The following is a 25,404-nucleotide window of genomic DNA, read 5'->3' as shown; positions in this document are numbered from 1 at the left end:
ACGCCCGTCCCCGGCGGACCGTCAGCCGACCCCCGCGGGCGCCATCCGCCCGGCGAGCTCCTCGAGGCCCGGGCCGGAGAGGGCGTCGAGACCGGCGGGACGTCCTGTGGCGACGAGCAGCAGCTCCCCGAGCGGGCCGCGGACCTCGGGTCCGTCGCCGCGCGTCCAGTCCGCGTCGGTCGCCGCGAGCCGCAGGCCCGCGAACCGGCGCCGTGCGCCGTACATCGCGGTGGCGCACACCGCGTCGATGACGAGCAGCACCCGCTCGACCGGCATCGGCCGCACCAGGCCGAGCGGGCGCGCGATGTCCTGGCCGTGGACGAGGACGTCGTCGAGGGGGTCGGTGGGAGCGCTGATCCCGAGCCGGTGCGGGACGTCCGCGGTGGCGCGCAGGCGCTCCACCAGTTCGGCGGGTTCCTGCGCCGCCGCCCGCTCCCTCGCGTGCCGGTCGAACACCGCGTCGAGGTCTCCCCGGGCCCGGGCCACCTCCCACAGCAGCGGCACCGAGCGGATCTCCACGGAGAAGGTCAGGTGCGCGAGGACGTCGTGCGCGGTCCACGACCCGCACAGCGACGGCGTCGCCCACGCGGCGTCGTCGAGGCCCTCGAGCTGGTCGGCGAGATCGCGGCGCTCGGCCGCGACGTGGGGCAGGAGCTCGGTGACGTAGCGGCGCTGGGCTGGTCGCACGGGTGACCCCTCTCGATCGCGATGGACGGAGGTGGGACGGCCCGCGAAGGTCGAACTCATCGGCACCGAACGTCCGTTCGGCTGGTGACGATCGCCGGGCGACGTGACATCGTGGCGGCGACCACAGTGCTCTTCCCGGAGGTCCCTCTCGTGACGGCGCCCGCCCAGCCCTACGTCCCCAGCTACACGTCCGGGACGTCGGACATCCCGCTGCTCGGCGACACCATCGGCGACAACCTCGACCGCACGGCCGGCGCGCGACCGGACGCCGAGGCGCTCGTCGACCGCGCGCGCGGCGAGCGCTACACCTGGGCGCAGTTCGTCGCGGAGGTCGACGCGCTGGCGCTGGGCCTGCTCGACCTCGGGGTGGCGGTCGGCGACCGCGTCGGGATCTGGGCGCCGAACTGCGCACCGTGGACGCTGCTGCAGTACGCGACGGCCAAGATCGGCGCGATCCTGGTCAACATCAACCCCGCGTACCGCACCCACGAGCTCGCGTTCGTGCTCGACCAGGCCGGGATCTCGCTGCTCGTGGCCGCGAGCAGCTTCAAGAGCTCCGACTACGTCGCGATGATCGACGAGGTGCGGGCCGAGCGCGCGGCGCTCGAGCGGGTCGTGATCATCGACTCGGACGAGTGGGCGGCCCTGTTCCACCGTGAGGGCGACGTCGCCCGCGTCCGCGAGGTGTCGGCCGGGCTGAGCCCCGACGACCCGATCAACATCCAGTACACGAGCGGGACCACCGGGTTCCCCAAGGGCGCGACGCTGTCGCACCACAACATCCTCAACAACGGGTTCTTCGTCGGCCAGCTCATCGGCTACTCCGACGCCGACCGCGTGTGCATCCCGGTGCCCTTCTACCACTGCTTCGGCATGGTCATGGGCAACCTCGGCTGCACCAGCTCCGGCGCGACGATGGTCATCCCGGCGCCCGGCTTCGACCCGACCGCGACGCTCGAGGCCGTCGCCGCCGAGCGCTGCACGTCGCTCTACGGCGTGCCGACGATGTTCATCGCCGAGCTGGGGCTGGAGAACTTCGAGTCCTACGACCTCGGCAGCCTGCGCACCGGGATCATGGCCGGCTCGCCGTGCCCGATCGAGGTGATGAAGCAGGTCGTCGAGCGGATGGGCATGAGCGAGGTGGCCATCAGCTACGGCATGACCGAGACCAGCCCGGTGTCCACCCAGACCCGGGTGGACGACTCGCTGGACCGCCGCGTCTCGACGGTCGGGCGCACGATGCCCCACCTCGAGTCGAAGATCGTCGATCCGGAGACCGGCCTGACGGTGCCGCGCGGCACCCCCGGCGAGCTATGCACCCGCGGCTACTCGGTGATGCTCGGCTACTGGGAGCAGCCCGACAAGACGGCCGAGGTGATCGACCGGGCCCGCTGGATGCACACCGGCGACCTCGGGGTGATGGACGACGAGGGCTACATCAACATCACCGGCCGCATCAAGGACATGGTCATCCGCGGCGGCGAGAACGTGTACCCGCGGGAGATCGAGGAGTTCCTCTACACCCACCCCGACATCGTCGACGCCCAGGTCATCGGGGTGCCCGACGAGCGGTACGGCGAGGAGCTCATGGCGTGGGTGCGGATGAGGTCCGGCGCCGAGCCGCTGACCGTGGACGCCGTGCGCGAGTTCGCCACCGGCAAGCTCGCGCACTACAAGATCCCGCGCTACGTCCACGTCGTCGACGAGTTCCCGATGACCGTCACCGGCAAGGTCCGCAAGGTCGAGATGCGGGCCGAGGCCGTCGAGCTCCTCGGCCTCTCGAGCGCCCCGACGGCCTGACCGTCACGCCGGGAGCATCGTGACCCCGTGCGCCGCCGTGTGCTCCGCGACGGCGGCGGGGTCCGGCGGCCCGTCCGCGGTCAGGCGGCTCATCCCGCGCAGGAACTCGACCTGGCTGCGGCCCGTCACGACGACGATCATGCGGGCCGGCGCCCCGGACGTGTTCTGGTAGCAGTGCGGCGTCCCGGCGGGGATCCAGACCTGGCCGCCGTCGCTGTCGCGGACCTCGTCGCCGACCTCGATCGTCACCGTGCCGGCCACGACCGCGAAGAGCTTGTCGGCGGCCAGCGTGTGTCGCGGCGACCGCGCGCCCGGGGCGAGGTCGAGCTGGAGCGCCTCCCAGGCGTCGCCGGTGGTGTCGCCGTCGGCGAGGACGGTGGCCTGGGCGCCCATCAGCGGGAACGTGGCGACGGTCCGAGCGTTCATCGTGTACTCCGAGTCAGCGAGAAGGGGTTGCTGCTGCACCGACAGTAGGAATACTGGGTGATGGGGATCGATCCCCAGTTCCAGGGGGGTACGGATCGTGACGACGCTGGCCGACCGTCTCCTGCCCGCGCTCGACCCCTCCGCCGGCCACGCGTCGCTGCGCCGGACCGCCGCCGCCGTGGTCGACCGGGTCGTCGGCCACGACCTCGCGGTCTGGGCGACGGTCGACCCCGAGACGGCGATGACCACCTCGTGCGTCCTGCACGGCGGCGACCGCGACGAGGCCCTCGAGGGCGAGGTGTTCGCCCACGAGTACGGCGCCGGTCCCGAGGTCCTGCGGTTCACGGATCTGCTGGCCGGCCCGATGATCGGCACCGTGCAGCGGGCGACGGGCGGCGACCCGGCGCGCAGCGCCCGGCACCGCGAGACCCTCGCGCCCCGCGGGTTCACCGACCACCTGCGTGTGGTGCTCCACGACGGGCGGACGCCCTGGGGTGCGGTCGAGCTGCTGCGCGCCGGCGGGGTGTTCACCGACGCCGAGGTCGCGTCGCTCGGCGCGGTGAGCCGCCCGGTGGCGGTGGCGCTGCGCGAGTCCCTGCTGTCCGGGCGCGCGACCGGGGCGACCGACGCCGCGCTGGTGCCGCTGGAGGTCGAGGGCTCGGGGCTCGTGATGTGCGCGGCCGACGGCCGGGTCTCCGACGTCAGCGACGAGGCCCGCGCGCTGCTCGGCGCCGCGGACGGGGACGTGCGCCTGCCGCCGGTGGTCGCCGCCCTCGTGGCCGGCCGGCGCGGCGCCGCGCCCGGGGCCCGCACCGTGCACGCCCCGACCGCCGACGGGCGGTGGCTCCGCTTCACCGCCACCGCGCTCGGCGGCCGTGTCGCCGTGGTCGTCGACCCCATCCGTCCCGGACGGTTGGCCGACCTCGTGGCGCGCGCCCGGGGCCTGTCGGGCCGCGAGCAGGAGGTCCTGGCCCAGCTCGCGCTCGGACGGTCCAACCGGCGGATCGCCCGCACGCTCGGCCTCTCGGAGTGGACCGTGCAGGACCACGTCAAGGCGGTGCTGGCGAAGTTCGGGGTGTCGGGGCGGGCCGAGCTCCAGGCGGCGCTCTTCCTCGGTGCCTACGCCGACCTGCACGACGACGGGTGAGGGTCCACCGCCGCGGAGGGGATTTCGGGGTGGCGTCGCGGGGATAAACTGGGCGTCAGCGCTCCGGCCGGTCGCCGGGGCGTTTTGTCGTGGGTGACGCGGAGATTCGGGAGACGACGGTGCCGACCGGCAGGGTCAAGTGGTACGACGCCGACAAGGGCTTCGGGTTCCTGTCCCAGGAGGGCGGGAACGACGTGTACGTGCCCAAGGGGGCGCTGCCGCGCGAGGTGGAGTCGCTGAAGTCCGGCCAGCGCGTCGAGTTCGGCATCGCCGAGGGCCGGCGCGGGCCGCAGGCCCTGCAGGTGCGCCTGGTCGACCCGCTGCCGTCGGTCGCCGAGACCGCCCGCCGCTCGCCCGACGAGCTCCACGGGCTCATCGACGACATGATCAAGGTCCTGGAGGCCCGGGTGCAGCCCGAGCTGCGGCGCGGCCGCTACCCCGACCGGCGCCACACCAAGCAGCTCGCCGAGGTCGTCCGCGCCGTCGCCCGGGAGCTCGAGGGGTGAGGTGCGCCTCCGGCGCTCGTGAGCAGTTCGGAGTGCCGGAGCACTCCGAAGTGCTCACGAGCGCGCAGCGCACCTAGTTGTCCGGGATCGCCGGGACGGAGGTGGCCGGCACCGGGCCGCTGGTCTGGGTCGTCGCCGGGGCGGTCGGGATGGTCGGCGGCACGCTCACGAGCGGGGCGACGAGCTCGGGCAGCAGCGGCTGGCGCGGGGTGCCGCCCCCGCCGACGCTGGCCGGGCCGTTGTTGTTGACCACCTGCAGGGCCTGGCGCAGGCGCTGCACGTCGCGGCCCCATGCGTTGGTGTTGTTGGCGAACACCTCGAAGTCCTGCCCGTAGTCGGCGCGGAACTGGGTGCGCATGTTGCCCGCGGGCCCGTTCTCGGCGTTGAACGCGAACGACGGGCCGTAGGTGTCGTCGACGACATAGGCGCCGTAGTTCTGCAGCGTCCAGGCGATCTGGCGGCCGGGCTCGGTGGTCAGGCCGAGGTTGTTGATGTTCACCGTCGGAGGGATGGCGAGCAGCGAGCCCATGCGCATCGCGGTGTTGCGGTTGTTGCCGACGGTGCCGTACCAGCCGACCGCGTAGCCGTCGGGCTTCACGGCGGGCCAGCGGTAGCACTCGGTGCGGGTGGCGCACTGCGCGAGCTCGGCCTTCGCGTACAGGTTGATCTTCAGGGCGTGACGGGGGCCCTGGTCGCCCGGCCGCAGCTCGCCGACGCGGATGGAGCCGCCGAGCGCGCTCATGCCCGAGCCGCCGTGGGAGCCCTCGATGCCGGGGCCGTAGATGTCCTGGTCGGGGAAGCGCACGTAGCTCGTCGCCGGTCCGTTCGCGGCGCAGCGGGCCAGCGGCTGGGTCTGGACGACGGTGCGCCCGTCGGCGGCCAGGAACGCGGCGCTCTCGTTCTTGTTGTTGCTCGGCAGGACGTAGTTGGCCGGGATCGGCACCGTGGCCAGCGTCGTGTTCTGGGTGACGCAGCGGTCGCCGCCCCAGCCGCCGGGGCTCGCGAGGATCGGCGTCAGCGGCGCGGTCGGGGTGAGCACCAGCGGCTCGTCGTCGACCTGCGGCACGCGCGCCCCGGTGTCGCCGCCCGGCAGGGCGGGCAGGTTGGCCGGCGCGAAGACGGCGCCGCTGCCGATCGGCATGTTCCAGATGGAGGACGAGGCGAACGGCTGGCGCAGCGGGTCACGGGTCGCGGGCGGCGTCGTGGTCGTGGTGGTGGTCGGCGGCACCGTCGTCGTCGGCGGCACCGTCGTGGTGGTGGGCGGCACCGTCGTGGTGGTCGTCGGCGTGGTGGGCGTGGAGGCGGCCGGGGCCGTCCACTTCATCGCGGCGGCGGTGGTGCATGGCGCGATCACGACGCGCGTGCCGACCGTCGTGCTGTTGTTCAGCGGCGCGAGGCACTTGACCGCCTGGCGGTTGACCACCAGCCCGTCGGTGCGCACCACCCAGTGCTGCGTCTGCGCCGCCGGATTGCAGGCCACGAGCACCACGGAGGTGTTGTTCGCGGTGCCGTTGTTCAGCGTGCCGAGGCAGCGCCCGCCCGGCGTGCGGATCGACTCGTCGGTGGCCCAGCGGCTGAACTGCTGGGCCGGGTAGGACGCGGCCTGGCAGGTGTTGATCGCCGTGGGGTTGTTGAGCGTCGTCAGGTTGCGGGCGTTCTCGAGGCAGCGGGCGTTCGCGTTGCGGAACTGCCCCAGGACGGTCGCGGCCTCGGCGCTCGGCGGGGCGGCCACCGACAGCGCGGTGGAGACGGCGAGGACCACCGCGCCCACCACCCCGACGACGGCGACGAGACGTGACGTGCGGCGTGGCGGACGGCCTGCGGTGTCCATGGTGCTGATCTCCCCCCGAGCGGCCCCGGAACGATCGCGGGGCACGCACGGAGTCTCAACGGTCGATCGAGTGAATCGTGGGAGCGCCACACGTTGGGGCGTCACCCGCCCGGGAAATCTCAGCGGTCGTCGACGCTGAGCACCCACGTGGCGCGGGTGGCGAACTCCAGGCCGTTGGGTCCCTGGCTCAGGCGTGCGCCGTACTGCTGGACCTCGGCGCTGGTGAGCTGGTCGGCCGCGTCGGGCAGGACGAGCGTGTACGACGGGGTGGTCCCCGGGGCGAAGACCGGGCTGCGGCCCTGCTGCGCGGCACCGTTCGCGTCGCGGAACTGGAACGCGAGCTGCCAGGGGGTGCTCGCCACCTCCTCCGGCACGCGCACGACCAGCGGGGTGTTCGGCGGGACGGGCAGGACGGCGTTCGCGTCGGGGTCGTCGCCGCACTCGGTGACCTGCACGTCGCAGAACTGGCTCGCGCCGACCGCGGCCTGCGCCCCGCCCGCGCCGAAGGTGACGTCGCCGGGGGACGAGGGGCCGGCGTTGGCGCGCACGACGAGCACGACGATCACGGCGACGACCACGAGCAGGATCGCGCCGCCGATGACGAGCGAGCGCCGGGAGAGCGTCCTCACCGGCGTGCCCGCCACAGCATCGACCGGCCCCGTGTGATCAGCACGGTCTGCACGGTACCGACGGCCACGACGGCGCCGATCACGGTGAACCCGATCCACCACGTGGGCGGCAGCAGCACGCCCAGCGCGCCCCCGAACACCCAGGACAGCTGCAGGATCGTCTCGGAGCGTCCGAACGCCGACGCGCGGCTGGCCTCGGGCAGGTCGCGCTGCACGACGGCGTCGAGGCAGACCTTGAGGAGTGCGCTCGTCGTCGCCGCCACCAGCGCCGCGCCCGCGGCCGACGCGATCCCGGTGAGCACCGCCGCGACCACGACGGCGGCCAGCGCGAGCGCGAGGCAGACGACGAGCAGCACCCGGGGCCGGTCGAAGCGCTGGCGCGCGCCGATGAAATTGCCGAGGAACCCGCCCGCGCCCGCCGCGGCCCCGACGAGACCGAGGAGGACGAGCTGGTCGCCGGGCGCACCCTCGGTCTCGTTCTTCACGACGAATGCCGAGAACAGCGTCAGGAAACCGGTCAGGCTGCGGATCGTGCCGTTGGCCCACAGGGCGGTGACGACGTCGCGGGTCAGCGACGCCCGCGGCCGCGCCGGGGTCCCGTCCCGGCCGTGGACCGGCAGGATCGTCGTCGGGACCTCGCCCTCGGTGACCTCCACCCAGGCCGGGATGCGCAGGCACAGCCAGACGCCGGCGAGGCAGATGCCGGCGGTGAGCCAGGCGGCGCCGGGCGAGCCGAACAGCCAGGCCACGCCCGCCCCGGTCGCGCCCGCCACCCCGGACGCGATGAGGCCGAAGACGGTCAGCCGCGAGTTCGTCGTCACCAGCGTGATGCCCGGCGGGAGCACCCGCGGCGTGACGGCGGCCTTGAGCACGCCGAACGACTTGGACAGCACCATGATCCCCAGCGCCGCCGGGTAGAGCGCCCAGGTGTCCATCCAGAGGGCGAGCACGACGGCGAGGACACCCTGGCCCGCGGTCGACACGGCCATCGCCGCGCGCCGGCCCTGCTGGAGGCGGTCGAGCGCCGGGCCGATCACCGGGGCCACCACCGCGAACGGGGCCACGGTGATGAGCAGGTAGAGCGCGACCTTGGTCTTGCTCTCGGCGCTGGCCGCGGAGAAGAACAGGGTGTTGGCCAGCGCGACGGCGAGCGTCGCGTCGGAGGCGTAGTTGGCCATCCAGGCGTAGGTCAGGGCGGTGAGCCCCGAGCGGTCGGCGCCGTCCGCCGACGCGGCCCGGTGGAAGGCCTGCGCGCCGCGGGCGGTCAGGCGCCGCGCCCGCCACGCGGCCACCCGCGTGACCGTGATCTTGCGGGGGCCGGGGTCGTCGTCCTCGGGCTCGTACCGGTGGTCGGCCCGCGTGTCCGCCCGGGGGTCGTAGCGGGTCGCGTACTCGGTGTCCTGCTCGGCCCCGGCCCGCCCCGGGCCGGGGCCGGCGGGGTCCTCGGGGAACGGGCGCGTGGAGCGGGCGGTGGGCGGCAGGCGACCGGGCCGGCGGCGCGGCGGCGGACCGTAGGGGTGGTGCGGTCCGGTCACGGGTCCATGATGACCGACGGGCCGCCGGGCCGGGACACCCTCGGTGATCGCGGGGCGACCGGGTGTGGCGGGCAGGGCGCCTCCCACGCACGACCGGATGACCGGCACAATCGACACCGTGGTGCCCGAGCTCGCCGACCCGACCAACGTCGCCGCCCATCTCGCCGCGGCGGCCGACCTCGCGCGCGCCGCGGCGGTGGAGACCGCCGACGGCGAGGACGCCCAGGTCGGCGACGCCGTGGCGCTGCGCGCCGAGGACGTGCCCGATGCCGCGACCCACTACTTCGCGGCCGACAAGCCCGGCTACCGCGGGTGGTACTGGGCGGTGACCGTCGCCGGTCCGGAGGGCGACGTCAACGTCAGCGAGGTCGTCCTGCTGCCCGGGCCGGAGTCGGTGGTCGCGCCCGCCTGGGTGCCGTGGACCGACCGGCTGCGCGCCGAGGACCTCGGGCCGGGTGACCTGCTGCCGGTCGAGGACGACGACGAGCGCCTGGTCCCCGCGCACGCGGCGCTCGACCCCGACGAGGACGAGCCGGTCGAGGCCGCCGAGGTCGGGCCGGGCGTCCGCGAGGTCGGCGACGAGCTGGGCATGGGCCGCCCGCGGGTGATGAGCCGCGAGGGACGCCTCGACGCCGCGGTCCGCTGGTCGGACGGCGACTTCGGGCCCGGCGCGGACATGGCGCGCTCGGCGTCGGCGCACTGCGGGACGTGCGGGTTCTACCTGCCGGTCGCCGGGTCGCTGCGCGCCGCGTTCGGCGTGTGCGGCAACGGCAACGTGCCCGCCGACGGGCACGTCGTGCACGCCGAGTACGGCTGCGGCGGGCACTCCGAGCTGCAGATCGACAGCGGGTCGCTCGTGGCTGTCGCCGATCTCGTCTACGACGACGGGGTGGAGATGGAGCCCGAGCCCGCCGGATCGCACGGCTGACATGACGCAGGGGGACACGGCGGTCGTGGCCCCGGACCCCTTCGGCACCGCGGCCCTGCGCCGCGCGGTCCTCGACGCCTGGACCGCCTCGCCGGCCCGCTTCCGCGAGGACGCGAACGCCGAGGAGGACCTGCTGCGCGGGGGCTACCGGGACCGGTGGTTCGTCGAGCTCGCGCAGAACGCCGCGGACGCCGCCGAGCGCGCGGGGACGACGACCGTGCTGCGGGTGCGGGTCGTCGACGGCGTCCTCGGGGTCGCCGGGTCCGGCGCGCCGCTCGACGCCGAGGGCGTCGCGGGTCTGGCCTCGCTGCGCGCGTCGGCGAAGCGCGGCACGGGCGGGGTGGGGCGGTTCGGGGTCGGGTTCGCCGCGGTCACCGCGGTGAGCGACGCACCGCGGGTCGTCACCCGCTCCACCGACGGCACCACGGCCGGTGTGGTGTTCGACCGGGCGCGCACCGCCGCCGCGATCGCCGACACCGGCGTCGGGGCGCTCGCCGAGGAGCTCGCCCGCCGCGACGGCGCCGCGCCGGCTCTGCGGCTCGCCTGGCCCGTCGACCCCGACGAGCCGGCGCCCCCGGCGGGCACCGACACCGAGGTGCGCCTGCCCCTGCGCCCGGGCCTCGACCCGGCCGCGCTCCTCGCCACCGCCGCGTCCCAGGCGCCCGACCTGCTGCTCGCCCTGCCCGCCCTGCGCGCCGTCGACCTGCCCGCGGGCGTGGTCGCGCGCGTCGAGGAGGGCGACGCCGTCGTCGTCGGCGACCGGCGGTGGCACGTCGCCCACGCCGAGGGCACCCTCCCGGCCGAGCTGCTCGCCGACCTCGCGGTCGAGGACCGCGCTCGCCCGGGCTGGCGCGTGACCTGGGCCGAGCCGGGCGGCGGGCTCGTGATCGACGCCGAGCACCCCGACGTGCTGCACGCCCCGACGCCGACCGACGAGCACACGACGCTCCCGGCCCGCCTGCTCGCGACCGTCCCGCTGGACCCGGACCGCCGCCACGTGCGGGCCGGGCCCGTCACCGAGCACGTCCTGGCCGCGGCCGCCGCGCACTACCCCGACCTCGTGCGGGCCCGCCCCGGCGTCGAGCGCCCCGCGCTGGTCCCGCGCCCAGCGCTCCCGGCGTCGGCGGTGGACGCGTCCCTGCGCGACGGTGTGCTCGCGGCACTGCGCACGACACCGTGGCTGCCCCCCGCCGCGGCCGGCGACGACATCGCCCCGGCCGCGGCGCAGGTCCTGGACCTCGACCCGACCGGCCCGCCCGCGGTGCTCGCCGCGCTGGCCGAGCAGCTCGCGCCTGTGCTCCCGGGCCTCCTCGACGCCGCCCTCGCCGAGCCCCGGCACGCCGCGGCGCTGGCGGCGGTCGGGGTCGGGCGCGTCGGGCCGGCGACGCTGGTCGCGGCGCTGGCCGGCGTCGACCGGCCCGTGGCGTGGTGGCGCAGCCTGCTCGCCGGGCTGGCCGCGCTGCCCGCCCTGGCGACGCCCGACGCCCGCGAGGAGCTGGCCGGGCTGCCGGTGCCGCTCGCCGACGGCCGCCTGGTGCAGTCCGCGCGCGGGGTGCTGCTGCCCGGCGACGACACCGTGCTCGCCGACCGCCTCGCGGCCGCCGGCGTGCCCGGTCTGCGGGTCGCGGCGCCCGGCCTCGACGACGACCCCGGCGCCCGCGACCTGCTGACCGCGGTCGGCGCCCGTCCCCTCGACGGGCCCGCGCTGCTCGCCGACCCGGCCCTGCGCGAGGCCGTCGACCGCTCGCTCGACGACGCCGAGGCGGGCGCGGACCGCGAGGGGCTGGACGCGCTCGCGGCCCTCGTGCTCGACCTCGTCGCCCGCGGCGGGCCGGCCGACCGCGACCTCGGGGCGCTCGCCCTGCCCGACCTCGAGGACACGTACCGGCGTGCCGACGAGCTCGTCCTGCCCGACGGCGTGCTGCGCGGGCTGGTCGACCCCGACGGGCCGCTCGGGGTGCTCGACCCGTTGGTCGCCGAGGCCCACCCGCGCCACGCGCTCACCGCGCTCGGCGTCCTCGACGGGTTCGCGGTCCTGCGCGACGAGGCCCCCACCGGCCCCGACCACGACCTCGACGACGAGGAGCTGTGGTGGGCCGAGGAGATGGACCCCGATCCGGAGCGGGTCCTCGAGCCGGCGCCGATGGTGGCCGTCCGGGACCTCGAGCTCGTCGCCGACGACCGGTGGGACGCGGCCTGGCCGGTCCTCGCCGGCGACCGCGAGGTCCGCGAGGCCCTCGGCGGCGCGCGTCCGGTGGAGGCCGCAGGCGACGACGGCCCGCGCCCGTACACCGCGTGGTGGCTCGGGCGCCACGGGCGGCTCGGGGGACGCCCGCCGACGGCGTGGCGGCTGCCCGGCGCATCGGCCGTCGCCGGGCTCTACGACCCGGTGCCCGACGACGTCGCCGCCGCCCTCGACCCGGCCTTCCTCGCCGCGGTCGGGGTCCGCACCCGGCCGCGCGTCGCGGGCGCCGACGACGCGACCGACCTGCTCGCCCGCCTCGCCGACCCCGCCCGCGCGGTGACCCCGGCGATCGCCGCGACCGCGCACGCCGCGCTCGCCGAGGCCGTCGCCGCCGGGCGGGTCACCGTCGCCGACGTCGACCCGCCCGACCGTGTCCGGGTCGCCGACGGCACCGTGCGCGACGCCGACCCCGGCGGGCGCCGCGAGGTCCCGCCCGCGGTGCTCGACCACGCCCAGCTCGCCGGGGTCCTGCCGGCGTCGGTGCTGGTGCTGCCCGGTCCCGGGGACCCCGCCGTGCTGGCCGACCTGATGGACCTCGCCCCGGCCTCGGAGCGCGTTCGCGTGACCCTGCGCGAGGGCGGACGGTCCGTGGCGTGGGAGCAGATCCCCGCGGTCGTCGCCTGGGCGGCCGCGCTGGGCCACGCGGTGCCCGAGGGCGAGCTGGTGCTCCACGACCGGCTGCGGGTGCTCGTCGTCGACGACGAGCGCGGCGGCGCGCCCGAGGAGCACACGCCCGGGGTGTGGGTCGCCGACGGCGTGGTGCACGCCGACGACCCGCTGAAGGGGCTGCTCGCGGCGTTGTCCGGCTGACTACAGCTTCTGGGCCCCTTTGACGCCGCGGCGCACGGCCCGGCGCTGGAGGCCCAGCACGAGCAGGCCCACCGCACCGAGGGCGACCCCGACGAGGGCGGCGGCGAACCAGACGTCGAGCGGGCGCACGCCGACCAGCGCGAGCAGCCCGAGGACGACCGCGACGGCCAGCCAGATCGCCGAGCCCACGAGCACGACCGGCACCGGGTCGGTCAGCCGCCGCGGCAGGGGCGGCGGCTCGGCGTGCAGATCGAACCGGGCGGGCACGCGCCGCACCCTACGTGAGCGAACTTCGGTGCTATAGCACCGAAGTTCGCTCACATACGGACGTGATGTTGCGGTTAGCCTGCGCGCCGTGCTGCAGCGCTACTTCCGGCTCAACGAGCGTGGGACGACCGTAGCCCGCGAGGTCCGCGGCGGTCTCGTCACCTTCGTGACGATGGCCTACATCGTCGTCCTCAACCCCCTGATCCTCGGCAGCATCGACCCGGCGTCGCCGTCGGCGAAGCGCGACGTGCTGGGCATGACGCTGACCGTGCCGCAGGTCGCCGCCGTGACCGCCCTGGTCGCGGGCGTCATGACCATCGTCTTCGGGCTCGTCGCCAACTTCCCGTTCGCCATGGCCACGGGCCTCGGGATCAACACCCTGGTCGCGGTCACGATCGCCCCGCAGGTGACGTGGCCGCAGGCCATGGGCCTGGTCGTCGTCAACGGGATCATCATCGTGATCCTCGGTCTCACCGGGTTCCGCACGGCGGTGTTCAACGCGATCCCGGCCCCGCTCAAGATCGCCATCGCGGCCGGGATCGGGGCGTTCATCGCGTTCATCGGGCTGGTCGACGCCGGGTTCGTCCGGCGCCTGCCCGACGCGGCCAACACCACGGTCCCGGTGGGCCTCGGCATCGAGGGCTCGATCGCGTCGTGGCCGACGGCCGTGTTCTGCGTCGGCCTGCTGCTCACCGGCGTCCTCGTCGCCCGCGGCGTGCGCGCCGGGATCCTGCTCGGCGTGCTCGGCACGACGGTGCTCGCGATCCTGGTCGAGGCGATCGTCCAGGTCGGACCGTCCAACGGGACGAACCCCAAGGGCTGGAACCTCGGCTACCCGGGCCTGCCGTCGTCGATCGTCTCCCTGCCGGACCTCTCGCTGGTCGGCGACGTCTCGTTCGGCGCGTTCCTGGAGCTGCCCGCCCTGGCGGTGACGCTGCTGGTGTTCACCCTCGTGCTCGCGAACTTCTTCGACGCGATGGGCACGATGACCGGCCTCGGGCGCCAGGCGGGGCTGCTCGACGAGAAGGGCCAGCTGCCCAACATCGGGCGCGCGCTCGTCGTCGAGGGCGCCGGCGCGATCGCCGGCGGTGCGGCGTCGGCCAGCTCCAACACCGTGTTCGTGGAGTCCGCCTCCGGGATCGCCGAGGGCGCCCGCACGGGCCTCGCGAACATCGTCACCGGCCTGCTCTTCCTCGCGGCGATGTTCTTCACCCCGCTCTACGAGATCGTCCCCGTGGAGGCGGCAGCCCCGGCGCTGGTCATCGTCGGCGCCCTGATGATCGGCGGCGTCCGCGACGTCGAGTGGTCGGACTTCTCGGTCGCCCTGCCGGTGTTCCTGACCATCGTCGTCATGCCGTTCACCTACTCGATCGCCAACGGCATCGGCGCGGGGTTCATCAGCTGGGTGCTGCTGCGCTCGGCCACCGGGCGGGTGCGCGAGATCCATCCGCTGATGTGGGTCGTCGCCGTCGCGTTCGTCCTCTACTTCGCGGTCACACCGTTGCGGGTGCTCTTCGGGCTGTGAGGTACTTCCCGGTGTGGTCAAGCCCGGTGTGATCGAGCCCTACCAGGTGGTCGGCCTGATCCCGACGATGCGCGGGATCCGCTACCGCGACGAGATCAAGACCAACCTCGAGCACCTGGAGCACCTCGCCAAGGCCGCGTCGTGGCTCTCGGCGATGGCGCTGCCGGTCCGGCTGATCACCATTCCCGAGGGCGCGCTGCAGGGCTTCAACGACGAGGTCCTCGACCACGACCACGAGTGGTTCGCCCGCGAGTGCGCCATCGACGTGCCGGGCCCGGAGACCGACGCGCTGGGCCGCCTGGCCGCCACCTACGACGCGTACGTGATGGCCACCGCGAAGGCGCGGCACCCGGAGTTCCCGGGCCGGTTCTTCAACGTGGGGTTCGCGATCTCCCCGCAGCAGGAGATCGTGCTGACCCACTACAAGGTCACGCCGCTGCAGCCGGTCGAGCATTCGGTGACCCCGCACAACGTGTGGGACCGGTGGGTCGAGCTCTACGGCGACGGCCTCGACGCGTTCTACCCGGTGGCCGACACCGACATCGGGCGCCTCGGGATCATGATGGCGAACGAGGCGTCCTATCCCGAGAACGCGCGCGGGCTGGCGATGAACGGGTGCGAGGTCGCCTACCGCGGGCCCTACCCCCACCCGCACGCCGGCAACGGCTTCTACGAGATCCAGAACCGGGCGCGGGCGCTGGACAACAACATGTACGTCGTCGCCAACCAGGTCGGCACCTACTACCTGCACACCGACTCGGACGTCCCGATCGACACGTTCGGCTCGCCGAGCATGATCTGCGACTACCGGGGTCAGGTGGTCGGCGAGGTCGGCTACGCGGGGCACTCGACGTACCTGGCCGGGACCGTCGACATCCCGGCCCTGCGCGACTTCCGGGCCCGCGCCCAGTTCGGCAACTGGCTCAAGGACCTCACCACCGAGCAGTACCGGGCGATCTACGCCGAGCCGATCTACCCGAAGAACCTCTACCTGGACCGCAAGCCCTACGACCACGCCGAGTACCGGCGCGAGGTCACCGAGAAGCAGATCGAGCTGCTGCACTCCCGCGACGTGTGGCGGCGTCCCTGAGCAACGGACCCGAGCACGGTGTGACGCGGACTGGTCACCGGTTGACAGGGTCCGGCGGTACCGGAAGCGTTGCGGGGAATGGGTAGGGCACGACTGACGCGCCGTCGGCACGTCGACCACGGGAAGCTCGCGACGTCTCTCTGTCGCTGAGCTCCGTTCGTCACCTCTCGCCCGTTCCCGCGTGGGAGCTCCCGCGCGTCACCCCCTCGACGAGGAGGCACCGCCGTGTCCGTCGGCACTCCCACCAAGCCACTGCGCTTCGCCTACTGGGTCCCCAACGTCTCCGGGGGCCTGGTCACCAGCACCATCGAGCAGCGCACCGACTGGAACTGGGACTACAACCGCGAGACCGCGATCGCGGCCGAGAACGCCGGGTTCGAGTTCGCGCTCTCCCAGGTCCGGTACATGGCCAGCTACTCGGCCGAGTACCAGCACGAGTCCACGTCGCTCTCGCTGGCGATCATGATGGCCACCGAGCGGCTCAAGGTCATGGCCGCGGTGCACCCCGGCATGTGGCACCCCGGCGTGTTCGCCAACTTCGGCGCCACCGCCGACCACCTGACGAACGGGCGTTTCGCGACCAACGTCGTCTCCGGGTGGTTCAAGGGCGAGTTCACCGCCTTCGGTGAGCCGTGGCTCGAGCACGACGAGCGCTACCGGCGCACCGAGGAGTTCATCCGCTGCCTCAAGGGGATCTGGGAGGAGGACGACTTCACGTTCCGCGGCGACTTCTACCGCTTCCACGACTACTCGCTGAAGCCCAAGCCGCTGAACACCCCGGAGCGCCCGCACCCGGAGATCTTCCAGGGCGGCAACTCGACCGCGGCCCGCAAGATGGCCGGCCGGGTCTCGGACTTCTACTTCTCCAACGGCAAGGACTTCGACGGCGTCGTCGAGCAGCTCCACGACGTCAACACCGAGGCGGCGGAGAACGACCGCACGGTGAACTTCGGGCTCAACGGCTTCATGATCGTCCGGGACTCCGAGAAGGAGGCCCGCGACACCCTGCGCGAGATCGTGGACAAGGCCAACAAGGACCAGGTCGAGGGCTTCCGCCAGGCCGTCCAGCAGGCGGGCGCGTCGGCGTCCGACGGCAAGGGCATGTGGGCGGAGTCGTCGTTCGAGGACCTCGTGCAGTACAACGACGGCTTCAAGACCCAGCTCATCGGCACCGCCGAGCAGGTCGCCGACCGGATCATCGAGTACAAGAAGCTCGGCGTCGACCTCAACCTCCTGTGCTTCCTGCACGTGAAGGAGGAGATCGAGCAGTTCGGCAAGGAGGTCCTGCCGATCATCCGCGAGAAGGAGGCGGAGCTCCCCGACGCGGAGCCGGCCCCCGCGCTGGCCCAGGCCTGATCCCCATGTGAGCGAACTTTGGTGCCATAGCACCAAAGTTCGCTCACGTATCCCGGTCACCCGAGCATCGCCGCCAGCTCGTCGCGGCCGGCGACGTCGAGCTTGCGGTACACGTGCCCGAGGTGGGTCTCCACCGTCTTCGTCGTGACGAACAGCGCCTGGGCGACCTCGCGGTTCGACAGGCCGTCGGCGGCGAGCTCGGCGACGCGGCGCTCGGCCGCGGTCAGCGACTCGGCGCCGGTCACGGCGACGCGTCGGGGGCGGGCGCCGGCGGCGTGCAGCTCCTCGCGGGCCCGGTGGACGAGACGGTCCGCGCCGCAGCGCAGCGCCAGGTCCTGCCCGGTGGCGAGCAGGGTGCGCGCCGCCGCCCGCTGGTTGGTGCGCCGCAGCGCCGCGCCGAGGTCGACGTGGGCGCGCGCCAGGTCCAGGCGCGCGGGGGTGGGCCCGAGCAGCGTCACCGCCTCGCGCAGCGGCGGGATCGTCCCGCCCACCAGCCCGCGCGTGCGCAGCGCGTCGGCGAGCGCCCGGGGCGTCGCGTACCGGCGGGCGACCGCGACGGCGTCGTCGGCGGTCCGCACCGCCTCGGCCGCGTCCCCGAGGCGGTGCTGGGCGGCCGCGAGCCCGGTCCGCCACGGCAGCAGCCCGGGATGGCGGATCCCGCGCAGGCGCAGCCGCTCGCCGCACGCCGTGAAGTCGTCGCGCGCCTCGGCGGCCCGTCCCTGCGCGAGCCGCAGCCGCCCCCGCGCGGCGAGCAGGTACGCGAAGCCGGTGTGGCCCTGTGCGGCGTCCAGCGTCGCCGCGGCCTCGTCGACCGCGCCGCGCTCCACGAGGACCCCGACCAGCCAGCTCAGGGTGTAGCGCCGCGCGGCGTGCAGCCCGTGCTCGACCGCGAGCGCGTCGGCGAGCCGGGCGTCCGCCTCGGCCTCCACCAGGTCGCCCTGCAGGTAGCGGGTCTGGGTGCGCAGCACGCTCGCGGCGGCGAAGTCGACGGTCGACCCCCGCCGCCGGGCCCCGGCGAGCATCGCCTCGGCGGCGGCGCGCACGGGCTCGAGGTGGTCGATCGCCACCAGCACCATGGTCGCGGGCAGGACGACGGCCGGGTCCGGGGCGGGCTCGCGCAGCGTGGCGTCGAGGGCCTCGTGCGCCATCGCCACCGCGGTGTCCACGGTGCCCGTGTCGTGGTCGGTCTGGAGCGCCTCGAGGGCGGTCGTCGCGAGCAGGATCGCCCCGCCGCGGGCGGGCAGCCGGCCCTCGCGGCGCAGGGCGTGGGTGAGCGCGACCGCCTCGCCGCGCCGGGTCGGGTCGCGACGCGCCAGGCCCGCGGACGCGGCGGCGAGCTCGATCGCGGCCTCGCTGCCGTCGTCGAGGCCCGCCCGCGCCTCGTCGAGCACCTCGAGGGCGCGCGGGAAGGCGAGCGTCGTCTGCAGCTCGCGGGCCAGGTCGAGGGCGACGAGGCCGCGCCGCCGGGGGTGGGTGGCGGTCGCGAACGCCTCCTCGAGCAGGACGACGCCCTCGGTGTGCGACACCCGCGCGGTCGCCGTGCCCAGCTCGTGGAGCACGGCCGCCCGCTCCTCGGCGGGCGGCGGCTCCGCGGCGGCCCGCCGCAGGTACGCGCGGGCGGTCTCCGGCGCGCCCTTGCGCAGGGCCGCCCGGCCGCCGGCACGCAGCCACGCCACGACGGTCGGGTCGCCGAACGCCTCCGTGTGCAGCAGGTGCGCGGCGACCAGCTCCGCGCCGGCGCCGTCCGCGGCCAGGGCGTCGGCGGCGCGGCGGTGCCCGCGGTGGCGCTCCGCGGGTCCGAGGCGGTCGGCGACCGCCTGCTCGATCAGCGAGTGCTCGAAGGTCAGGGGCCGCCCGGGGCCCAGCAGCCGCGCGGCCACGAGTGTCTCCGCCCCGACGGCCGCGCGGTCGGGGTCGAGCCCGGCGACCGCCACGACGTGGCGGAGCTCGGCCGTGCCGCCGAGGACGGCCACCGCGCCGGCGACCGCCGCGGCGTCCCCGCCGGCCTCGCCGAGCCGCCGCGCGACGAACCGCGCGACCACCGTGGGCGCGAGCTCGGCGACGATCTCGGGCCCCCGCGTCCCGTCGCCGGCCTCGGCCACGGCGCCGAGCAGGGCCCGCACGAGCAGGGGGTTGCCGCCGGTGGCTTCGTGACAGGCCCGGACGAAGGCGGCGGGGACGGTCCCGAGGCGGCCGTCGACGAGGGCGCCGACGGCGGCCTCGCTCAACGGGCCCGGGCGCAGCACGGTGGCGACCTCGGCCTCGCGCAGCGCGTCGACCACCGCGGGCTCGAGCAGGGCGGTGGGGTCCTGGAGGGCGAGCACGATCGCGACGGGCAGCTCGGCGACCCGGCGCGCGACGTAGGCCAGGGCGCGCAGCGACGCCGCGTCCGCGAGGTGCGCGTCGTCGACCAGGAGCAGGACCGGGCCGCGCTCGGCGACGCCCGCCACCAACCAGTAGAGGCCGTGCAGGGTGCCGGCCGGGTCGCCCTCGGGTGGCCCCTCGAGGGTCAGCGCGGGCGCGGCCAGCCGTGCCGCGCCGGCGAACAGCTCGTCCCGGTCGGCCGCGAGGAGCGGCTCGAACAGGCCGCGGACGACGCCGAACGCGAAGTCCCGCTCCAGCGGGCCGCCCCGGGCCGTGAGCACGGTGGCCACACCGTCCCGGTCACGGGCCGCGGTGAGCAGGCGCGTCTTGCCGATCCCGGGCGGGCCCTCGATCCAGACGAGACCACCCCGGCCGCCGGCGGCCGAGGCGACGACGTCCGCGAGCACCCCGAGCTCGTGCTCACGCTCGAGCAGCGCCGCGTCCTGCGCGGCCGAGCCCGTCGTCGCCAGCCCCATGACGACACTCCGTGTCTCCTCGTCCTCGTCGGACCACCGTAGGAGGGGCGACATGCCCCACGCCATCACGAGATGTGACTAGTACGTAGTTCTCGGGGTGGCGCCCCGACGCCGGCGGGTCCGGTTCGGCGCTGTCCTGGCGCGGACCTCGTGATCCCGGAGGACCCGATGACCGCTCTCCCGGACGACCGTGTCGTCCGCAGCCGCCGACCCGCCGTGGTCGTGCCCGACGTGACCGTCCCCGAGTACCTGCTCGACCACGACGCCGCCCGCCCGGACGCCCCGGCCGTCGTCGACGGGCCGTCGGGCCGCGTCGTGACCTACCGGGAGCTGCGCCGTGACGTGGCGGGGTTCGCGGCCGGGATGCGGGCGGGCGGCCTGGTGCCGGGTGACGTCGTCGCCGTCGTGGCCCCCAACGGTCCGGAGTGGCTCGTCTCCTGCTTCGGCACCATGACCGCGGGCGGGGTGGTGTCGGGCATCAACCCGCTCTACACGGCGGACGAGATCGCCGCCCAGCTGCGCGACGGCCGGGCGCGGTCCGTGGTCACGGTCCCGATGTTCCTGCCGTTGGTGCGGGCCGCGGTGTCCCAGCAGGCCCGCGACGTCGGGATCATCGTGATCGGCGAACCCGACGGCGAGGTCGCCTACGACGACGTCCTCGACGCCGGCACGGACGTGGCGGTACCGCCCGGGCTCGTCGACCCCGCCACCGACCTCGCGCTGCTGCCCTACTCGTCGGGCACCACCGGGCTGGCGAAGGGCGTGATGCTCACCCACCGCGCGATCGTCACGCACACCGCGCAGGCCCAGGAGCTCATGGGCCTCACGCCCGACGACCGGTCGATGGCCGTGGCCCCGTTCTTCCACGCCGTCGGGCTCGCGGTGGTCGCGGCGGTGACGCTGCGGGCCGGTGGCGCGGTCGTGACGCTGCCGCGGTTCGACGTCGAGGCCTACCTCGCGACGATCGCCGGCCAGCGGGTCACCGTCTCGATCGTGGTGCCGCCGATCGTGCTGGCGATGGCGCGGCACCCCGCGGTGGCCCGCCACGACCTCTCGTCGCTGCGACTGCTCGGCTGCGGCGCGGCCCCGCTCGGCGCCGAGCTGCAGCAGGAGTGCGCGCGCCGGGTCGGGTGCCCGCTGGGCCAGGGCTACGGCATGACCGAGGCGGTCGCGGCGATCGCGCTCTTCGACGCCTCCGTGCCCGTCGTGCCCGGGTCGTGCGGCCGGCTGCTGCCGGGGATGGAGGCGCGCATCGTCGACCCGGAGACCGGTGCCGACCGCGACCCGGCCGAGACCGGTGAGCTGTGGGTGCGCGGACCGCAGCTCATGGCCGGCTACCTCGGCAACGCCGGGGCGACCGCCGCCACGATCGACGACGACGGCTGGCTGCACACGGGTGACCTGGCGCGCTTCGACGCCGACGGGAACCTGTTCGTCGAGGACCGGCTCAAGGAACTGATCAAGGTCAAGGGCCTCCAGGTGGCCCCGGCGGAGCTGGAGGCGGTGCTGCGGGAGCACCCCGGGGTCGCCGACGCCGCGGTCATCCCCGTGGACGACGACCGCGCCGGCCAGCGCCCGAAGGCCGTGGTCGTCGCCGCCGACGGGGTGGAGGCCGCGGAGATCCTCGCGTACGTCGCGGCCCGGGTCGCGCCGCACAAGCGGATCACCGAGGTCGCGTTCGTCGAGGCCATCCCGGTCTCGCCGTCGGGGAAGATCCTGCGCCGGGTGCTGGTCGCCGCGCACCGCGAGGGCGCGCTCCCGGCGGGGGAGCGGGCGGCGTCCCCGTCCGACCCGTCCGACCCGTCCGGCCGCACGGTCGTCGCGCGATGACCGCGACCGACCCCGACGCGCAGTACGCGCTGCGGCTCTCGCCCGACGAGCTCGAGCGCTACCGCTTCATGGCCCAGCGGGCCCGGGTGCAGGAGGCGGACCTGTGGGAGCTGGCCGGGCTGCGCACCGGGGCGCGGGTGGTCGACGTGGGCTGCGGGCCCGGGGCGATGCTGCCGGCGCTGGCCGAGTGCGTCGGCCCGCACGGCGCCGTCGCCGGCGTCGACGCGGACCCCGAGGCGGTCGCGACGGCGCGGTCCGTGCTCGCCGGCGCCGGCATCCACCGTGCGGGCGTCCGGGAGGGTCGGGCCGACGCGACCGGCCTGCCCGCGGGCTCGTACGACGTGGCCGTCCTGCGCCACGTGCTCGCCCACAACGGCGGCGCCGAGCAGCGGATCGTCGAGCACGTCGCGTCGCTGGTGCGGCCCGGCGGGCACGTCTACCTGCTCGACGTCGACGCGTCCGCCGCGGGCATCACGCCCTCGAGCCCCGACATCGAGGACATGACGGAGCGCTACGGGCGGTGGCACGCCGAGCGCGGCAACGACGTGCGGGTCGGCCGGCGCCTCGCGACGCTCGCCCGGGCGGCGGGGCTCGAGGTCGACGCCTTCCGCGGCTGGTTCGACATCCAGCCGCTGCCCGTCGGCGTGCGCGGCCCGGCCTGGGCGGCGCGGGACGCGATGGTCGCGTCGGGGATCGCGGACGCGGGCGACGTCGCCCGCTGGGGCGCCGCGGCCGCGGCCATGGACGGCTGGGCCGAGCGCCCCGAGATCATGATCGCCGTGTTCGCGGCGGTCGCCCACCGGCCCGCGTCATGAGCGACGACGCGACCCGCCGGGCGGCGATCGAGCGCTACCTCCACATGAGCGGCAAGGACCCCGACCTCGCCCACGAGATCTTCGCCGAGGACGCCGTCCTGGAGTTCCCGCAGTCCGGGGAGCGGTTCACGGGCCGGCGGACGTTCCTCGCGTGGCGGCGGCGCTATCCGGCGGAGGTCACGTTCGACCTGCGCCGGATCGTCGGGTCCGGGGACGTGTGGGTCGCCGAGGCCGTGGTCCGCTACGACGGCGGGAACCCGCTGCACGGCGTGAGCATCCTCGAGTTCCGCGACGGCCTCGTCGTGCGCGAGACGATCTACGGCGGAGCGCCCTGGGACGCGCCGGACTGGCGGGCGCCCTATCGCGACGGGAGTGCCACATGACCGGATCGGCCTACCTGCTGGACAACGCGGCGAGCGAGGCCGCGGCGCGCTTCGCGGCGCTCTCGGCGCTCTACGACCCGGTCACCGCCCGCCACGTGGAAGCCCTCGGACTGCCCCCGGGCGGTGCGTGCTGGGAGGTCGGCGCCGGAGGACCCTCGGTGCCGGCGATGCTCGCCCGGCTCGTCGGACCACGGGGCCGGGTCCTCGCGACCGACCTCGACGTCGGGTGGATCGACGACGTCCCGCCGGGCGTGGAAGTGCGCGTGCACGACGTCGCGGTGGACCCAGCCCCGGACGAGGGCTTCGACCTGGTACACGCCCGGCTCGTGCTCACGCACGTGCCGGAGCGCGACGAGGCGTTGCGTCGGATGGTCGGAGCCCTGCGGCCTGGCGGGTGGGTCCTCGTCGAGGACTACGACGTCGAGAGTCAGCCGGTGCCCTGCCTCGAGGCCGACGACCGCGGTGACGTCGACGGGCAGCGCGCCAACCGCCTCCGGGCCGGCTTCATCGACCTGCTCTCGCGACGCGGCGTCCACCTGCGCTACGGGCGGGCGTTGCCGCGCCTGCTCCGCGAGGGGGGTCTGGTCGAGGTCGGGGCGGACGCGGCCTTCCCCCTCGTCGACCCCGCCGTCGCCCGGCTCGAGGCCGCCAACGTCCACCAGGTCGGTGCGGGGCTCGTCGCCACCGGGTGGGCGACCGAGGACGACCTCGCGGCCCACCTCGACGCGCTCGGCTCCGGGCGCCTCCACCTGGCCAACCCGCCGCTCGTCTCGGCCTGGGGCCGCAAGCCCTGACCTCCCACGGTGCGGTGTCCCGGCTACGGCCGGGACGACCGCTCACGGACGGCCGCGCGGCCCAGGCGGACGGCGTAGACGACGGCGCTGGCGAGGAAGAGGACGGCGGTGAGCAGCAGCCAGCGGGAGACGTAGTCGACGGTCGGGGGCAGGCCGGCGGCGAAGAACAGGACGCCGGCGCCGTTGCCGGAGATCGTCGGCAGCCAGATCAGCCCGACGAGCGCCGCACCGATCACGGGCAGGCGGACGTGGTTGGTCGCCGGCACCAGCACCGCCCGGGACGAGACACGCCGGCGCACCCACCGCGTCAGCACCAGCGAGCGGTCGGCGAGGGCGTAGAGCGGGTAGAGCACGAGGTCGTGGCCGATCACGGCGGCGGCGAACCAGATGAGGATCGTGACCGCGCTCGGGTTCGGCACGAGCGCGAGCACCGCGGCCCCGGCCAGGGCGAAGCAGCCGAGCAGCGCGAGCAGGTGCAGCGGGTGCTCGCCGTAGAAGCGTCGGAAGCCGTCCATCACGCGCTCCGGAAGTCGATCGCGCCGACCCACTTGGTGTTGTGCACGCCCGGGAGCGCCGGGACGATCACGCGCGCCGGGAAGCCGTGGTCGAGCGAGAGGTCGGCCATCGCGTCGGCGTCCTCGCCCACGCGCAGCGCGAGCAGCGCGTCGGGGTCGAGCACCTGGTTGCCCTGCAGCGTCACCCGGGCGAACGGACCGGCTCGCTCCAGCGACTGGACGAACGCGGTCGCGGGAGCCGGCACGCCGGCCAGGGCGGCGAGGTCGCGCAGGCGCACCCCGGTCCACGTCCGCGTCACCGACCAGCCCTCGACGCACGCGATCGGCAGCGTCGCGGTGTGCTGGGGCAGCGCGCTCAGCGCCGCCCGGTCGAGCCGGACCTCGCCGGCCGGGCCCCCGCGCAGCGTCAGCGCGTAGCCGTCGCCGACGCCGGGTCCGACGCCCGCGGCGAACGCGGTGCGGTTGACCTGGAAGTCGCTGGGCCCGGTGCCGTACGAGCGCCCGCGCGGCGAGAGGAACGCCAGCGGGCGCAGCGCGTCGACGGTGGTCCCGAGGGTCAGCACCCCGACGAGCGCGCTGCCGCCGGCGACGGCGCCGAGGAGGGTCCGGCGGCTCATCGTCGGCGGGCTCGGCGACACCGCGACCAGGCTGTGGCCCGGCTCGTCGTCGGGTGGCTCCGGCACGGTCTGCGCGGTCGTGTCGTGCAGCCACCGGCCCGGGGCTCCCGTGCGCAGCGCGCGCACCATCGTGGGCAGCTTGATCGCGACGTGGGCGAGGAAGCCGGCGATGAACACCCACGCGCCCCAGTAGTGCGCGGTGTAGAAGTCGAAGCCGAACGAGTAGTCGTACTGGATGTTCATGATGCCGGTGACCAGCTCGAACAGGATCCCGCCGACCAGCGCCAGCAGCGAGATCCGCTCGAGCAGTTGCGCGAGGCTGCGCACCGGCGGCCAGGCGAACAGCTTGGGCACCACCGACCAGAGCTTGGTGAGGATCACCGGGACGAGCACCAGGCCGAGCCCGACGTGCAGGCCCTGCGTGAGGCGGTAGAGCCACGACGGCGAGGTCGGCCAGTCGAACAGCGGCAGGCGCAGGTACCCCACGTCGCCGGGGATGGCCTGCCCGAACTGCGGGCCGTAGGCGATGTAGGACAGCAGCCCCGTGAGGATCACGACGGGCAGCCCGACGGGCAGCACCAGCCCGAGCACCGACGTCAGCCAGCGACCGCGCAGCGGGCTGCGCCACGTGCGGGGATCGGCGGGCGGCGGGACCGGGATCCGGCCGAGGGCCCGGAAGAGAGGCGCCGGGAAGCCGTAGTGCCGGTCTCCGGTCCCGTCGGCCGCGTCCTGCTCGGCACCCGAGCGGGGACCGGGCCGGTCGGTGGGCTCCACGGCGGTCATGGCGCGACCCTAGCGCAGACTGTACCTATCGGTACAATCGCTGCC

General features: G+C 75.0%; 21 protein-coding genes. 12 read left to right on the top strand and 9 right to left on the bottom strand.

Going from position 1 to position 25,404, the window contains the following annotated elements; all coding sequences use genetic code 11:
* Positions 1–21: 21 nt before the first annotated feature.
* Entirely contained in the window at positions 22–687 is a 666-nt protein-coding gene (locus tag ACR9E3_RS19610) for a maleylpyruvate isomerase family mycothiol-dependent enzyme (RefSeq protein ID WP_460382194.1), read from the bottom strand.
* Positions 688–837: 150 nt separating this feature from the next.
* Here ACR9E3_RS19610 and ACR9E3_RS19605 point away from each other — a divergent pair, with 150 nt between their 5' ends.
* Positions 838–2,487: an AMP-binding protein gene (locus tag ACR9E3_RS19605; protein ID WP_460382214.1), complete on the top strand. Its 1,650-nt coding sequence runs from the start codon at positions 838–840 to the stop codon at positions 2,485–2,487.
* 3 nt (positions 2,488–2,490) lie between these two features.
* Here ACR9E3_RS19605 and ACR9E3_RS19600 read toward each other — a convergent pair whose 3' ends face one another.
* Positions 2,491–2,913 carry a cupin domain-containing protein gene (locus tag ACR9E3_RS19600; protein ID WP_460382193.1) on the bottom strand — a complete coding sequence of 141 codons (423 nt, stop codon included), beginning with the start codon at positions 2,911–2,913 and terminating at the stop codon, positions 2,491–2,493.
* A gap of 97 nt (positions 2,914–3,010) precedes the next feature.
* On the opposite strand from ACR9E3_RS19600, the gene ACR9E3_RS19595 reads away from it, so the two are divergent.
* Positions 3,011–4,060, top strand: a complete 1,050-nt coding sequence (locus ACR9E3_RS19595) for a helix-turn-helix transcriptional regulator (RefSeq protein ID WP_460382192.1) — start codon at positions 3,011–3,013, stop codon at positions 4,058–4,060.
* 119 nt (positions 4,061–4,179) lie between these two features.
* Positions 4,180–4,566, top strand: a complete 387-nt coding sequence (locus tag ACR9E3_RS19590) for a cold-shock protein (RefSeq protein WP_460382191.1) — start codon at positions 4,180–4,182, stop codon at positions 4,564–4,566.
* A gap of 73 nt (positions 4,567–4,639) precedes the next feature.
* Here the strand turns inward: ACR9E3_RS19590 and ACR9E3_RS19585 are convergent, their stop codons facing one another.
* From ACR9E3_RS19585 to ACR9E3_RS19575, 3 genes are all read right to left on the bottom strand, one after another.
* Positions 4,640–6,397: a ricin-type beta-trefoil lectin domain protein gene (locus ACR9E3_RS19585; protein WP_460382190.1), complete on the bottom strand. Its 1,758-nt coding sequence runs from the start codon at positions 6,395–6,397 to the stop codon at positions 4,640–4,642.
* A gap of 119 nt (positions 6,398–6,516) precedes the next feature.
* Complete coding sequence (locus ACR9E3_RS19580) at positions 6,517–7,026, bottom strand: DUF2771 family protein (RefSeq protein WP_460382189.1); 510 nt, start codon at positions 7,024–7,026, stop codon at positions 6,517–6,519.
* Positions 7,023–8,561 (bottom strand): MFS transporter, encoded by a 1,539-nt coding sequence (locus tag ACR9E3_RS19575; protein WP_460382188.1) that lies wholly within the window; start codon positions 8,559–8,561, stop codon positions 7,023–7,025. The genes ACR9E3_RS19580 and ACR9E3_RS19575 overlap by 4 nt, the downstream gene beginning before the upstream one ends.
* 97 nt (positions 8,562–8,658) lie before the next feature.
* Here ACR9E3_RS19575 and ACR9E3_RS19570 point away from each other — a divergent pair, with 97 nt between their 5' ends.
* Together ACR9E3_RS19570 and ACR9E3_RS19565 are read left to right on the top strand one after the other, a co-directional pair.
* Positions 8,659–9,489: a DUF3027 domain-containing protein gene (locus ACR9E3_RS19570; protein WP_460382187.1), complete on the top strand. Its 831-nt coding sequence runs from the start codon at positions 8,659–8,661 to the stop codon at positions 9,487–9,489.
* Between the two features lies 1 nt (position 9,490).
* Positions 9,491–12,544, top strand: a complete 3,054-nt coding sequence (locus ACR9E3_RS19565; protein WP_460382186.1) for a sacsin N-terminal ATP-binding-like domain-containing protein — start codon at positions 9,491–9,493, stop codon at positions 12,542–12,544.
* Here the strand turns inward: ACR9E3_RS19565 and ACR9E3_RS19560 are convergent, their stop codons facing one another.
* Positions 12,545–12,811, bottom strand: coding sequence for a DUF2530 domain-containing protein (locus tag ACR9E3_RS19560; protein WP_460382185.1), 267 nt, complete (start codon positions 12,809–12,811; stop codon positions 12,545–12,547).
* An 88-nt stretch (positions 12,812–12,899) separates the two neighbouring features.
* Between ACR9E3_RS19560 and ACR9E3_RS19555 the strand changes: the two genes are divergently transcribed.
* The 3 genes from ACR9E3_RS19555 to sfnG all read left to right on the top strand — a co-directional run bounded on the left by ACR9E3_RS19555 (position 12,900) and on the right by sfnG (position 16,782).
* Positions 12,900–14,336, top strand: coding sequence for an NCS2 family permease (locus ACR9E3_RS19555; protein ID WP_460382184.1), 1,437 nt, complete (start codon positions 12,900–12,902; stop codon positions 14,334–14,336).
* A 13-nt stretch (positions 14,337–14,349) separates the two neighbouring features.
* Entirely contained in the window at positions 14,350–15,426 is a 1,077-nt protein-coding gene (locus ACR9E3_RS19550; protein ID WP_460382183.1) for a nitrilase-related carbon-nitrogen hydrolase, read from the top strand.
* A gap of 225 nt (positions 15,427–15,651) precedes the next feature.
* On the top strand, positions 15,652–16,782 hold the full coding sequence (sfnG, locus tag ACR9E3_RS19545; RefSeq protein WP_460382182.1) for a dimethylsulfone monooxygenase SfnG: 1,131 nt from the start codon (positions 15,652–15,654) through the stop codon (positions 16,780–16,782).
* Positions 16,783–16,838: 56 nt separating this feature from the next.
* On the opposite strand, the gene ACR9E3_RS19540 is transcribed toward sfnG, so the two are convergent.
* The gene (locus ACR9E3_RS19540; RefSeq protein ID WP_460382181.1) at positions 16,839–19,622 is read right to left on the bottom strand and encodes a helix-turn-helix transcriptional regulator; all 2,784 of its coding nucleotides are present in this window, start codon (positions 19,620–19,622) and stop codon (positions 16,839–16,841) included.
* A gap of 168 nt (positions 19,623–19,790) precedes the next feature.
* On the opposite strand from ACR9E3_RS19540, the gene ACR9E3_RS19535 reads away from it, so the two are divergent.
* From ACR9E3_RS19535 to ACR9E3_RS19520, 4 genes are read left to right on the top strand one after another with little or no spacing between them, the layout of a single operon-like run.
* Positions 19,791–21,452 carry an AMP-binding protein gene (locus ACR9E3_RS19535; protein WP_460382180.1) on the top strand — a complete coding sequence of 554 codons (1,662 nt, stop codon included), beginning with the start codon at positions 19,791–19,793 and terminating at the stop codon, positions 21,450–21,452.
* The gene (locus tag ACR9E3_RS19530; RefSeq protein WP_460382179.1) at positions 21,449–22,267 is read left to right on the top strand and encodes a methyltransferase domain-containing protein; all 819 of its coding nucleotides are present in this window, start codon (positions 21,449–21,451) and stop codon (positions 22,265–22,267) included. The genes ACR9E3_RS19535 and ACR9E3_RS19530 overlap by 4 nt, the downstream gene beginning before the upstream one ends.
* Positions 22,264–22,650 carry a nuclear transport factor 2 family protein gene (locus ACR9E3_RS19525; RefSeq protein WP_460382178.1) on the top strand — a complete coding sequence of 129 codons (387 nt, stop codon included), beginning with the start codon at positions 22,264–22,266 and terminating at the stop codon, positions 22,648–22,650. Before ACR9E3_RS19530 ends, ACR9E3_RS19525 begins: the two co-directional genes overlap by 4 nt.
* Positions 22,647–23,444: a methyltransferase domain-containing protein gene (locus tag ACR9E3_RS19520; protein WP_460382177.1), complete on the top strand. Its 798-nt coding sequence runs from the start codon at positions 22,647–22,649 to the stop codon at positions 23,442–23,444. Before ACR9E3_RS19525 ends, ACR9E3_RS19520 begins: the two co-directional genes overlap by 4 nt.
* A gap of 23 nt (positions 23,445–23,467) precedes the next feature.
* Here ACR9E3_RS19520 and ACR9E3_RS19515 read toward each other — a convergent pair whose 3' ends face one another.
* The gene (locus ACR9E3_RS19515) at positions 23,468–23,959 is read right to left on the bottom strand and encodes a hypothetical protein (RefSeq protein ID WP_460382176.1); all 492 of its coding nucleotides are present in this window, start codon (positions 23,957–23,959) and stop codon (positions 23,468–23,470) included.
* Positions 23,959–25,359, bottom strand: coding sequence for a molybdopterin-dependent oxidoreductase (locus tag ACR9E3_RS19510; protein WP_460382175.1), 1,401 nt, complete (start codon positions 25,357–25,359; stop codon positions 23,959–23,961). Before ACR9E3_RS19510 ends, ACR9E3_RS19515 begins: the two co-directional genes overlap by 1 nt.
* Between the last annotated feature and the right edge of the window lie 45 nt (positions 25,360–25,404).

The sequence above is a fragment of the Actinomycetospora sp. C-140 genome, from assembly GCF_054796175.1.
Note: the sequence above shows the minus strand (reverse complement) of the source record. Positions and strands in the feature narration are given on the sequence as shown.